This is a genomic window from Colwellia sp. BRX9-1, assembly GCF_014077195.1.
In the GTDB taxonomy this organism is placed as follows: domain Bacteria; phylum Pseudomonadota; class Gammaproteobacteria; order Enterobacterales; family Alteromonadaceae; genus Colwellia_A.
Map to the genome: position 1 here is coordinate 15274 of NZ_JACGVM010000022.1, position 13071 is coordinate 28344.

The following is a 13071-nucleotide window of genomic DNA, read 5'->3' on the forward strand; positions in this document are numbered from 1 at the left end:
ATGAAATTATCAAGTTACTGTTATCGTTCTAGAGTGAAGGTAAGTCTATAAAATCATTTTAAATCAATATAATAAGCTACATATATGGGTATAAATATACTTTAAAACTTATAATAATAGTTAGTATACGAACTATATTTTAGGTTATAAATTGATGAGCGAGTGTAAATAAACCGCTATTTTTTAATCACGGCTAATAAATAGCGATAGATTAATTGGCTGTTTTTAATGAAATTTTAAAAATTTAACGTCAGAGTACTTGAATTTTCGCTGGGTCTTACATCAATCCACTGTTAACAAATATCTTCAGTGATCGTACTTTAAGGTGAATTGCTCGTTTAAGGGAGGGAATATGCCGCAATATGACTGTAATGTAGAACGCTCAATACGAAGCATTTGTTATTAGTATCATTCATTGCGGCTGTAGAAATTATTGATCTAGTTTGGTGTGTTACTTACCCTCTAGAAAGGCTAAACATTGGGCATTGTTACCTCGAAAGATCACCCTTTCGGCCTTGAGACCTAACTGATATTGATACATAGGATCATAGTATTCTTCAAGTAATGGCTTTAACCAATCTAAATGATAGTGCGTTAGACCCTTTTGCTGTTCAGTGAATGCCTTAGTTTGAAGTATCTGTAGTTGTGCATATCTTTCTGTACCTAAACGTTTACGTACTTTAAATAAGCCGTGTGCTAAATATTCACTAAAGGCGATAAAACCTTGCTCTACGCCATACGCTGTTTGATATTGCGCAGTCATCTTTATAATATATTCTTGGAATATATGTTCAAGACGGTAGTCCAAACTTTCTTCAATGACCACAATTGGCGCTAATGTCATTGCTTGTCGCAAACTTTCAGGTAAATGTACGCTACCAATTAATCGCCCTTCATCCTCTAAGATCAACGGTTTATCTAAACTATAATTACCGGTAATGTATAATTCAGCCAATTTATTTTCAAAGTCTATCTGGCTGGGTTGTGCGGTAACAAAACCACCAAAACTTGAGCCGCGATGACCTGCAACCCCCTCTAAATCAAGACTATTGCTACAATGAGCAAGAAAAGGCGTTTTACCACTGCCGGTATTACCAGCTAAGATAGTTAATGGATGTAGAGCAAGTTGCTCTAGCTCGTTGAGTAAAAATTGACGAAGTGCTTTGTAACCCCCGATAAGCAAAGGATAATTAATACCTGATTCTTTTAGCCAACGCTGTACCGTTTGAGAGCGTAAACCGCCACGAAAACAATATAAATAGCCTTGCGGGTTTTGCTGAACAAAACTTTGCCATTGTGCCAAGCGATTATCTTTACTTTGTCCACAAACAAGTTCATTGCCAAGGTTAATGGCGGCCGCTTGTCCCTTTTTTTTGTAGCAGAGCCCTACTTCCGCTCGTTCATCATTATTCATTAGCGGAAAGTTAACAGATTGGTTAAAAGCGCCTTTTTCAAATTCAATAGGAGCGCGAACATCCATCAAAGGAATTTTATTGCGAATAATAGTGCGAAAATCGCTGCTGTCTAGTCGCTCTGTCGCAGCGGTGTTTATAATCATTACAATAAACTCACTGTAGGCGAAGTTGCAGCCACTAGTTCACCAATAGGTTGAAGATTCAGACCATTTTCTTGGCATAAAGCTTCAAAGGCTAGCTTACCTGATGGCTGAACAGCAACCAGTAAACCACCGCTAGTTTGCGGATCACATAAAAGTGTTTTTTGTTTAGGGGTTAACGGGCCAACATGTTCCCCATAACTGGTAAAGTTACGTTCACAGCCACCCGGTATACAACCTTGGTCAATATAATCATTAACAAAGTCAATACAAGGTATTTGCTTAAAATCGACAATAGCAGCAACATTGCTACCCTGACACATTTCTAAAAGATGTCCTAAAAGTGCGAAACCGGTGACATCTGTCATTGCCGTAACAGTTTCTAGAGCTGCAAATTTTTGACCGACTATGTTTAAAGCTTTCATTTCTTGTGGTGCTAGGTGTGCATGTTCAGCTAATAATTTACCTTGCTTTTCAGCGGTAGTCATAATGCCAATACCTAACGGTTTAGTGAGATACAATAGATCGCCAACACCTGCGGTATTATTACGTTTTATCTGCTCATTATTGATTAAACCGGTAACGGCTAATCCAAAAATAGGCTCAGGTGCATCAATAGAATGTCCACCCGCTAAAGGGATCCCAGCTTCAGCACAAATAGCTCTAGCGCCATCAAGTACTTGTTGGGCAATTTCAGGCGCTAAAATATTGACTGGCCAACCTAAAATAGCAATTGCCATTATCGGCTTACCACCCATAGCATAAATATCACTGATGGCATTACACGCTGCGATTTTACCAAAATCAGTGGGATCATCAACAATCGGCATAAAGAAATCGGTAGTTGAAATAACGCCTTGGCCATTGCCTATATCAAAAACGGCTGCATCATCTTTAGTGCTATTACCCACCAATAGTTCTTTGTGTTCAGGCAATACCAATGAAGATTTAAGCATTACATCGAGTACCGATGGGGAGATCTTGCAGCCACAACCGGCGCCGTGTGAGTATTGGGTCAAGCGAATTGGTGTCATAAGGATTCAATAAAGTAAAAGCAATAGGCTAATTTACAGTAATATTGGCACCGTTACACCTTTGTATTACGATATAGCTGTTGATGTGAGGATAAATATTGAAATTACGGTTAATATTTGACTGGTTGGGGCATGTTATAACAACAAAATAGGCATTATTGCCTATTTTGTTTAATAGGTTACTTATTAATTAAGCTGCCCGCACTTTACTTAATCCATTCAATTAAGATTAAGAAATAAGGCAAGCTTGCAACACTTTATTATTTACGCGCAACTATATGCACAGCACTCGTTGAACGCTCTAAAAATGCGCCTTCACAGTAAGCAAAGTAATATAACCATAGACGTTTAAATGTCTCATCATAACCAAATTGAGTAAGATCAGACCAAGAAACTAAAAACTTTTCACGCCAATGTGCTAGTGTTTGCGCATAATCTAGACCAATATCATCAAGCTGTTCAACAACAAGACTACTATGTTTGGTAATATTATCTGAGAGTACATTTACCGAAGGTAAAAAACCACCTGGAAAAATATAACGCTGAATAAAGTCTACGTTACTTCTATAGTAATCAAAACGTTGGTCGGCGATAGTGATTGACTGTATAAGTAATTTACCGCCATTTTTCAATAAATCATTACATTGTTTAAAGAAGCTAGGTAAAAATTCATAGCCTACGGCTTCAATCATCTCAATTGAAACGACTTTATCAAATGATCCTGTTAAATCGCGATAATCTTGTTTGAGTAAAGTGATCTTATCTTGTAACCCTAATTTCTCAATACGCGACTGGGCATAATTAAATTGCGCGTCAGAAATAGTTGTTGTCGTTACTTTACAGCCATAATTTTGTGCTGCATATATAGCTAAACCGCCCCAACCTGTTCCTATTTCTAGTAAATGATCACTCTCACACAAAGATAAACGCTGACAAATAGTTTCCAGTTTATGGAGTTGAGCTTCGTCTAATGTGGCATTTTTGGTTGGATAAATTGCAGACGAATACATCATTTCTGGATCAAGAAAACGCGTATATAATTCGTTACCGAGGTCATAATGAGCAAGAATATTTTTCTTTGAACCTGATTGAGTATTTCTATTCTGCCAATGCGTTATGCTGTTCTTAAACTTGTTTAACCATGACTTTTTTGACTCAAGGCTATCAGTTTCTTGTTGTGCTTTAGCAAAAATTCTAATGACATTAGTAAGATTAGGACTGCTCCATTTTCCTTCGATAAAGGCTTCGGATACACCGATACTGCCACCTTTAACAAAATCACGGTAAACACTTATATCATGTATATTGATCTTTCCTTTGAGCAGCGAACTTCCTGGTGCTTCAGGGAAAATGTTATGCTCTGTTCCTTCCACGACTTCTAATTGGCCATATGATAACTTCGAAAAGACAGAATGAACCATGTCACGACAACGCTTATCTATCCAATTCGCGGTCTGCAAAGTTCTAACACCTTCAATTTGTTCCATTTGGTACTCCTTAATCTTATTTTACAATCTATATATTAATTTGATTTTTGATAGCCAATAAAGGGTATCCGTTTAACAAACAACCTTACTGCTTGCCAGTAGATGCCCCAAACAACTTTTATCGTCATTACAGGAAGTTGACACCAGATTGCCAACAAACTTTTCTTAGTAAATGGCTTCTTTTTCATAACAAGACTGGCATCGAATAATTTACTGACTTCGCCTGTCTCTTCATTAATTGTTTTGTTTTCAATTTTAACCAGTAGCTTATCGTGTTCAGATGACGGCGGCTTTACATGCCAAAAATATGTCATTGCCATATCCATAAAGGGTGAAACCTGAAACTCTTTTTTACTGGTATTAGCTGTTTTTTTATTGAGTAAATTGACTAGATAAAAATGTCTTTCATTCCAAGGGGTATTGCTAACCTCTGCTAACATTTGAGTACATACATTTTTTTCGTTATAACAAAAATAAAAATTAGCTGGGCTAAAATATATACCAAAACATCTAACTTGTACCAACATGACAATTTTAGCTATCTCATTGTGCCCATCTAATAGAACAACTTTTTGTTTTATACGGTCCTTAAGAGAGGATAGTTCACCCTTGACATAATCTTTTTCAACAAAGCGTAAAGGATGAAACCACGAAAAACCAAAAATCCCCATACTGTTACTATTATTTTCTACATCATCAACGTCTATCGCGAGCATATACAAAGAGTAATCAAAGCTATGCGCCTTAGGACTAAAGCGACGGTGAATTATATTACCTTGATAAATATTGCTTTTGTTGAATAATTCAGACATTTTTAGCCTTTAACAGTAGGTGCTATATAACATCCAAATTTCTTAGCCACTTCTACAGCACTTCTAACACCATCTTCATGAAAGCCATTATGCCAGTAAGCTCCGGCAAAGTGCGTATGATCGACACCACAAATGAGTGATCTGCTTTTTTGAGCGGTGATTGAATCAGCAGAAAAAATAGGATGGTGATAGGTAAATTCTCTTAATATTTTTTTCGGATCAATATCTTCTTTCTGGTTTAATGTCACACAAAAGGTATGCTGACTTTCTATGCCTTGCAAAATATTCATATTGTAAGTAACACTTGCTGCCTTAGAGCGATCTTGACTGAGCTGGTAATTCCAACTTGCCCACGCTTTCTCGCGATCAGGTAAAAGTGTTTTGTCGGTATGTAAAATCACAGAATTGGCACTGTAAGGCATAGCAGATAGGATGCTATTTTCATTATCAGTTGCATCATTTAACAAGGCAAGGGCTTCATCTGAATGACAGGCAATAACAACTTCATCAAAGGTCTCACTAGCGCGCTCGTTAAAGTGCAAGTGAACTTTGTCGTTGCTACGCGTAATCCCTGAAATATCAGCATTAAGTATTATATTATCTTTAAATGGCGCACATAATGGCGTTAAGTAACTTCTAGAGCCTTTTGGTATAACGTACCATTGAGGCCTGTCAGCGATATTAAGTAAACCATGGTTATGGAAAAATTGTACAAAAAACTTAAATTCAACATCTTCCATTTGCGCTAATGAACTTGACCAAATAGCAGCAGCCATGGGTAAAATATAATGCTCAGCAAAAAATGCACTGAAATTATTATCAGTTAAAAATTTACCTAATGTTAACCCTTCCTGATAATCATTGTGCTGATAAATACTTTTACAAAGTTTATTGAAGCGTAATATTTCTTTAACAAGAAACCAGAACTTTGGATTAAATATATTTCTTCTTTGCGCAAATAAAGTATCTAAGTTATGGCCATTGTATTCCAGACCTGTTTGACAGTTATGAACAGAAAAACTCATCTCAGTAGCTTGTTTACCAATACCAATCTCTGACAATAAAGCCAAGTAATTAGGGTAAGTTTTATTGTTAAAAACAATAAAACCTGTATCTATGGCAAAAGTCTCATCGGCGATTTCAACGTCTACTGTGGCGGTATGACCACCGATTTTGTCATTTTTTTCAAAGACAGTTACCTGGTGCTTTTTTGAGAGTAAATAAGCCGCGGTTAAACCAGAGATACCAGAGCCAATAATAGCAATGTGCTTCATGCTTTTTATTTCCTTAAAATAATTGATTGCCAAAGAGATGCAGGTAAAAAAGAGAATAACTTTAAGGTCAACGTAAGCCTTTTTGGAAAGTGCAAATAATTAGCTCGGCGGTTAACACCTTTAAAAATTCGTGCAGCGGCTTCTTCACTAGATAGTAGAAACGGCATATCGAAGGTATTTTTTTCTGTTAAAGGCGTCTTGATAAACCCAGGATGTACCAATGTTACACCAATATTTTCAGCCACCAGATCAAGTCGTAAACTATTCGCTAAATAATCCATACCTGCTTTTGAGGCACCATATGCTTCACTTCTTGGAAAAGGGACGATTGTTGCACTAGAACTAACAAATACCACCTGCCCACCTTTGTTAGTGAGCGGCAAGAAAAATTCTAAAAGAGCACCTAATGATGATAAATTTGTCGCAATAATATCACTAAATAGTTTGCCGTCGAAATGCTTAGCATCGTCGATGTAACGGCAGTCGCCTGCATTTAATATCATGATATCGATTTCTTTGATATCAACAGCAGCAGACTCTATCTGGGCAGGTTTGGTCATATCGAATACCAATGTTTTAAAAGCCTTACTGCACAGCTTATCTAATTTACTTTTGTCACGTCCACAAGCAATAACATTGTCACCCTGCGCTAAATATTTTTCATATAAAGCGTGGCCAATACCTGAAGTGGCGCCTGTGATTAAAACAGTACGAATTGCCATTACTTTGCCGCCTTTTGCTTAATTAATTTTATTAGCTTACCTAAAACAGGTAATTGTTCATAAAGCATTGCGCCAAGATCTAAGTAATCTCGGTGGTAAATGACTTTATCTTCATAACCTTTAATATGGGAGTGGCCTATTACAGTGATAAGTTTACCTTTATTCAACTTGGGGTGTTGATATGACATCGTCCAATAAATAGCAGCTTGATCTTTTTCAGCAATAATATTAGTAATAACAAAATCACAAGTCGATAGATTTTGATATAAATTTTGAAAATATTCAAATAAGTTATCAAAGCCTTTAAGCTCATGAATGGGGTCAATAAAAATAACATCACGATGATAAATCTTTGACAGAAGATCTAGGTTGTCGGTAGAAAGAGTTTGATAAACGTTAACAAAGTTATTTAACCAAAACGGCGAAGTGGTTGATGTATCCTGTGGGGCATTATTTTGCATTGCTGTTACCGTAATGGCATTAGCTAATCATAGAAATTCTGATTAGCTAAAATTATAAGTAAGCCAGTTATACCTTATAGAAAGCGAGAGCTTTTAACCTAGCTTCTTTATGGTCAACAACTGGTGGCCAATAAATATTTTTTTTGTTTTTTTCTATAAACAAATGCGGAAAGTGAATATTTTTATCTGGAACACTTCCCAACTCTGGTAAATACTTACGGATGAAAATGCCTTTTGGATCAAAACGTTCACTTTGTCTTATCGGGTTGAAAATTCTAAAGTATGGCTGTGCATCACAACCCGTACTTGCTGCCCATTGCCAGCCACCATTATTAGAGGCTAAATCACCATCGATTAGCTGACTCATAAAATACTTTTCACCAAGACGCCAGTCGATTAATAGATGCTTAGTCAAGAAACTTGCGACAACCATACGAAGTCGATTATGCATCCAACCCGTTTGATTGAGTTGTCTCATGGCGGCATCTACTAGCGGATATCCTGTTTTACCCTGACACCAAGCATCAAACAAACCTTTATCATAATGCCAATTAACGCCTTGGTACTTCTCATTAAAGCACTGGTGTTTAGAAAGCCTTTGTTCATGAAACATTAAATTTCTATAAAATTCACGCCATATGATTTCATTTAACCATGAAAATTCTTGACTATCTGAAGCGATTAATATGTCTGGGTAGGCGTTAATTAAAGTTCTTAATATATACCTGGGACTAATGACACCAGCAGCTAAATAAGGTGACAACCCCGAGGTGCCCTTAATGGAAGGGATATCTCTTTGATCGTGATAATCAGATATTTTTTCATTAAAGAAAGTAGGAAGTACATGTTTTTCAATGTCACCAACCAGTGGCCAACCAGAAGATATACTTGCATTAGAAAGAGTATCTGCTGATGATACTTTAGCGGTACTAGTTTCTATTTTACCTAAATAATCAAAGCTATGTTGCTTAACATAAGTCAACCAGGCACGTTTAAAAGGAGTAAAAACCTTATACATCTGGTTAGATAAATTAAGAACTTTTCCCTTAGGCACAATAACATCAGCTTCAAATAAACTGAGCTTTATACCCAGTGCAACAATAGCTTTATCACGTTTTTGTTCATTAAATTCGACTTCACTGTTGGCAACAATTTCATTGATATTTTCTTTTTCACAACGCGCTTGTAAGTATGAAACCTGATCTTCAAAAGTAGCGGCGTCAACTAATTCTAACTCAATACCAACTGACAGAAGCTCTTCGCGAAGTGCTATGGCATGGCGTTTTATAAAATCAATCTTTATAGCAGACCAATCATGCTGGTGCCATTGTTGTTCAGAGATGAAAAAAACGGCTTTAAGGGGAGCATTATCTTGATTGTTTTTTAAAAAATACTGTAATGCGGGATTATCATGACTTCTAAGATCATTGCGAAACCAAAGTAACAAATTTTATTCCTTTATCATTGACTGAAAGTAATTTTGCCCGTTTAACAAATTTTATAATCATTGCTAATGGTAAACAGCCAATGACTGATGCTTTATTTTATAAATAGTACAACATTTTATAAAATAAACATCTTGCCTTTGACTGATACTCTACTTTGTAAAGCCGATGACTTAATTAATTTGAAAAGCATTAATATGAATATCTTAACCTTAGTGCATCAGGATAAGGTGCTAAATAAGATTGATTTGTTAAATAATCTTTAGGGTACTGTAATAGGTAATGCTTGATTAACGTTAAAGGAACAACTAATGGCACAAGTCCTTCACGATAAGCATCTATCTGATCACAAAGCTCTTGTCGTTCATTAGCTTTGAGATGCTGTGAAAAATATCCTTGAATATGGGCAAGAGTATTTGCGTGTTTTTTACGAGTCGCTTTTATTTTTAGTGCAGTCATTAGCCCTACAATATATTCGTCAGCCATATCAGCAAGCGGCATATCCGCTCTCGCTAACAATCGACCTAAATCTTTGTAAGCAATTAAATCATGACTCATTACTGTGTACTTATATTTGCTGTGAAATGTTGTTAATTTGTGTTTAGTTAGCCCTGTAGCAATGAGGTTTTGCCAATGCTTGTAAGCAAATACACGAGCGACAAAGTTTTCACGAAGCACCATATCATTTAAGCGGCCATTTTCTTCACAAGGCAGTAGTGGGTTAGCTTCCATAATAACTTTAGCAAACGCACCTATGCCGTCAGATGGTAACGCGTGACCGCCTGGATTGTAAACTTTAACCCTTTCCATACCACAACTGGGACTTTTAGCACAAAAAATATACCCACTTAAATCTTTAGTAGCTTTAGCGACTTTTTCACCGTAAAGCTGAAGTGCTTTTGTAACATCACCACTGCCATCAGGACGAGATACATGAATGACATCGTCCTTTTTTATTAAACGAATTGTCGGCCTTGGAATCGGTAAACCTATTGCGACTTCAGGACAAAAAGATTTATACGTTACGTGATTACTAAATTCTTTTATACAAAAAGTCGAAGGTTTGTTACTGGCATCAAAGCGAACTTTCTCGCCAAGCAAACAAGCACTAATGCCAATAAGTAAATCTTCTTTGTCGACTGAGTGAATCATATTTTTCCCTAAAAATGTTAGAACATCTGCTTACCTAATAGATAAAGGAACCTATTGGATTCAGCAATTTATTAATGCCCTGTGTAAAATGCATTGCGTCATTAGCTACAGTATAACAAAGGCAGCCACTGCTTGAAATTGGATTATGAAGATGTTCACCATCAAGCATAATAAAATCACCCTTTACATATTCACCCTTTTCATCATGAAAAGAACCTTCTAATAATAACGTTAACTCAAAACCTTTGTGGGTATGTTGTGGAACAGAGCCGCTTGGCTCCATGTGCAACAAATTAGTATGAATTTCATTTTCATCAAGCTGTACACGTTTTCTTGCTAATTTACCTATATGTGCTGTTTTTCCCAACATCATATTATTCAATACGCTAGGTAATTGATAAGACTTATCTTTAAAACTGATAGTTTTATTTTCAACCGGTTGCATAACATCAATCGCATCAGAATCTGTGATGCTATTAATCATGTCATCAAAATTTATCGCTAGAATACCTTCAGCAACTAAATCGCCACCACTGTGAGTGATATTTGTAGCTGACTCATCAAAATTCAATTCTGCTACTTGGTCAGTCAACAGTGATATTTTCTGTTGGCAAGTTGGACACATACTAGCGTGAATGGAAATACCTGCAGACAAAGAAGCGGGTAAATCACCATTAACAAACGACTGTATTAACTCAAATTTCGGGTGATGTTTAATCATGATTTTCTCCTAACTGCACTTTGAGTTTCGCTAAAGCTAAACGCAAACGAGATTTTATAGTACCTAGAGGTAGGTTTAGATGGTTCGCTAGTTGTTCTTGAGACATTTCCATAAAATAGAAACCTTTAACAACTTGCTGTTGCGCTTCTGGTAATTTCTCAATTACTGATAAAAGCTCTTTATTTTCAAGATGATCATCAAATGATTCTTCTTCACTCACTCGGCTTTCTGCTAATGGCCAAATGTCATCACTGAGGTTGTCTTCTTTGTTGCCCTTGATCTTACGTAACATGTCAAAAGTGACATTTCGCATGACTGTATAAACCCAAGTCGTAGCGGCTCCTTTGTCTTTATCAAATAAATGTGCTTTGCGCCAAACATTACTCATGGTCTCTTGAACCACTTCGCTAGCTTGAGCTTCATTAGGGAATTTACCCCGGGCAATTCGTTGAATTTTAGGTGCAAAAAATTGAAACAAATCGGTGAATGCTTTTTTATCTCTTGTGCATGCTACGTCGTTAAGCCACTGACAAAGCTGAGGATGATTAATTTTTTCTGTCATGTTACTAGATTTAACACTTGTCACTGTGCTTAGCAAGTTAGTTTGCATCACTTCTATCACTGCTTTTATTATATTTAGATGCTTATACGGTTACAAATGAATAAAGATCACTAATTAATTAATATATTTATATTTATTTATCTATAACAGATTGAACCAATTCTTTTGCTGCTTGAAAATCATGGTTTATAACAAATGTGGCTTTTATGTCTAAATCTATTGGTAACAACTCTAGCCATCTTGCAATAACCCAGCTTGGACGAGTGATTTCTTTTTGCTGATATAAATCATCTAAGTCCGGATTGTTCGTGAATACGTTTGCTAAAGACTCTGACAACTCAGAGAGTGAAGTATCGACTGAAGATTGTGACCAATGTTGAATTTGCTTTACATCACCAAAATACAATTTATCGCTATCCAAGGTTAACGTATTAATTTCTACTAATGATTTACATTTAACATCAATTTCTAATATTCCGTCATCTCCTTGATCAAAATTAATAATTTCGACCCAGCTTCCCCACAATGAATTTGAAATATCATTGTTGCTATTCTTCGACCATATAATGAAGCCACCATTTTTAGAAGCAATACCCACCATTTTTAAATAGCGCGGTTCAAATATTCTTAATTTGGTAACTCCCTCAGGCAGAAGGAATATAGGCAAAGGAAAAACAGGTAGATTGATTGTAGTTATTTTCATATATTTATTACTTCTATTATCTTATTAATATATACGTGCATGGACAAAAAATGATCACAATTATATAAAAATTCATCTAAGCCGCTGCTAAAACATCTATATAAGTAACCTATGAATCAAAGGTAAACTACATTTAGTCAGGCCACTATGCTTGAATCAAAGCCGATAGATATTAATTGTTCATTACTATCGTTATTGTTTGTTATACGTTAAAAAACAAGCAATCGATCACATAAAGATAAGTAACAGGCAAAAAAAAGCCCCATAGGCTGGGGCGTAAAAATATGCATATAAATAGGTTATGCATTAAAGGGTTAAACTATGTCTTAGTCAGAGTTACTATGTCATGTCGATAAAGATTAACTGTTATCGTCATGTTTGGTTATACGTTAATGGCCAGATAATCGATCACTTAAAAGTAAATAATAAGCAAAAAAAAGCCCCATAGGCTGGGGCATAAAAATATGCATATAAATAGGTTATGCATTAAAGGGTAAAACTATGTCTTAGTCAGAGTCACTATGTCGTGTCGATAAAGATTCACTGTTATCGTCATGTTTAGTTATACGTTAATGGCCAGCACATAGCCGATCACTTAAAAGTAAATAATAAGCAAAAAAAAGCCCCATAGGCTGGGGCGTAAAAATATGCATATAAATAGGTTATGCATTAAAAGGTAAAACTATGTCTTAGTCAGAGTTACTGTGTCCTGTCGATAAATATTAACTGTTATCGTCATGTTTAGTTATACGTTATTAGCCATATAATCGATCACTTAAAAGTAAATAATAAGCAAAAAAAAGCCCCATAGGCAGGGGCATAATATCAACTAATTAGAAAATGTAATACGAGCTATTAATCAAGAATTACGGTATCGATACCAACAGATATTTTGGTGTTAGATAATATTGCATCTATTCCTGTAGCCTGAAGTCCTGCGACTAATGTACTAAAACTGCCATTACTAATAGCAGCATCAACAATGGTTATTTTTTCTTTTTCTGGCTCTGTTGCTTTATCATCATTACAAGCTTGTAGAAAAAACATACTTATAATGGTTACTGTTAATACTTTAAAATATTTCACTTGGCTTCCCTTATACGTTTATTAAGTTAATTTCATTTCAAATTACGCATAAAAAAG

Annotated in this window: 13 protein-coding genes; all 13 read right to left on the reverse strand. The window is 35.8% G+C overall.

Going from position 1 to position 13071, the window contains the following annotated elements; translation table 11 throughout:
• Positions 1–451: 451 nt before the first annotated feature.
• The gene (gene mnmH / locus H4J76_RS16585) at positions 452–1558 is read right to left on the reverse strand and encodes a tRNA 2-selenouridine(34) synthase MnmH (protein WP_182230982.1); all 1107 of its coding nucleotides are present in this window, start codon (positions 1556–1558) and stop codon (positions 452–454) included.
• Positions 1558–2589 carry a selenide, water dikinase SelD gene (gene selD, locus H4J76_RS16590; protein WP_182230983.1) on the reverse strand — a complete coding sequence of 344 codons (1032 nt, stop codon included), beginning with the start codon at positions 2587–2589 and terminating at the stop codon, positions 1558–1560. The genes mnmH and selD overlap by 1 nt, the downstream gene beginning before the upstream one ends.
• Before the next feature lie 260 nt (positions 2590–2849).
• Positions 2850–4076 (reverse strand): cyclopropane-fatty-acyl-phospholipid synthase family protein, encoded by a 1227-nt coding sequence (locus H4J76_RS16595; RefSeq protein ID WP_182230984.1) that lies wholly within the window; start codon positions 4074–4076, stop codon positions 2850–2852.
• Between the two features lie 35 nt (positions 4077–4111).
• Positions 4112–4888 (reverse strand): DUF1365 domain-containing protein, encoded by a 777-nt coding sequence (locus tag H4J76_RS16600; protein WP_182230985.1) that lies wholly within the window; start codon positions 4886–4888, stop codon positions 4112–4114.
• 2 nt (positions 4889–4890) lie between these two features.
• Positions 4891–6162, reverse strand: a complete 1272-nt coding sequence (locus H4J76_RS16605) for an NAD(P)/FAD-dependent oxidoreductase (RefSeq protein ID WP_182230986.1) — start codon at positions 6160–6162, stop codon at positions 4891–4893.
• A gap of 5 nt (positions 6163–6167) precedes the next feature.
• Complete coding sequence (locus H4J76_RS16610) at positions 6168–6884, reverse strand: SDR family NAD(P)-dependent oxidoreductase (RefSeq protein ID WP_070373606.1); 717 nt, start codon at positions 6882–6884, stop codon at positions 6168–6170.
• Positions 6884–7345 (reverse strand): nuclear transport factor 2 family protein, encoded by a 462-nt coding sequence (locus H4J76_RS16615; protein WP_182222667.1) that lies wholly within the window; start codon positions 7343–7345, stop codon positions 6884–6886. The genes H4J76_RS16610 and H4J76_RS16615 overlap by 1 nt, the downstream gene beginning before the upstream one ends.
• A 67-nt stretch (positions 7346–7412) precedes the next feature.
• Entirely contained in the window at positions 7413–8792 is a 1380-nt protein-coding gene (phrB, locus tag H4J76_RS16620) for a deoxyribodipyrimidine photo-lyase (protein WP_182230987.1), read from the reverse strand.
• Positions 8793–8982: 190 nt separating this feature from the next.
• Positions 8983–9942, reverse strand: coding sequence for a DUF523 and DUF1722 domain-containing protein (locus H4J76_RS16625; protein WP_182230988.1), 960 nt, complete (start codon positions 9940–9942; stop codon positions 8983–8985).
• 34 nt (positions 9943–9976) lie between these two features.
• Positions 9977–10663, reverse strand: a complete 687-nt coding sequence (locus H4J76_RS16630; RefSeq protein ID WP_182230989.1) for a ChrR family anti-sigma-E factor — start codon at positions 10661–10663, stop codon at positions 9977–9979.
• On the reverse strand, positions 10656–11225 hold the full coding sequence (locus H4J76_RS16635) for a sigma-70 family RNA polymerase sigma factor (RefSeq protein WP_259377158.1): 570 nt from the start codon (positions 11223–11225) through the stop codon (positions 10656–10658). Before H4J76_RS16635 ends, H4J76_RS16630 begins: the two co-directional genes overlap by 8 nt.
• A 133-nt stretch (positions 11226–11358) precedes the next feature.
• The gene (locus H4J76_RS16640; protein ID WP_182230991.1) at positions 11359–11928 is read right to left on the reverse strand and encodes an LON peptidase substrate-binding domain-containing protein; all 570 of its coding nucleotides are present in this window, start codon (positions 11926–11928) and stop codon (positions 11359–11361) included.
• Positions 11929–12783: 855 nt separating this feature from the next.
• Positions 12784–13014, reverse strand: a complete 231-nt coding sequence (locus H4J76_RS16645; RefSeq protein WP_182230992.1) for a hypothetical protein — start codon at positions 13012–13014, stop codon at positions 12784–12786.
• Positions 13015–13071: the final 57 nt, after the last annotated feature.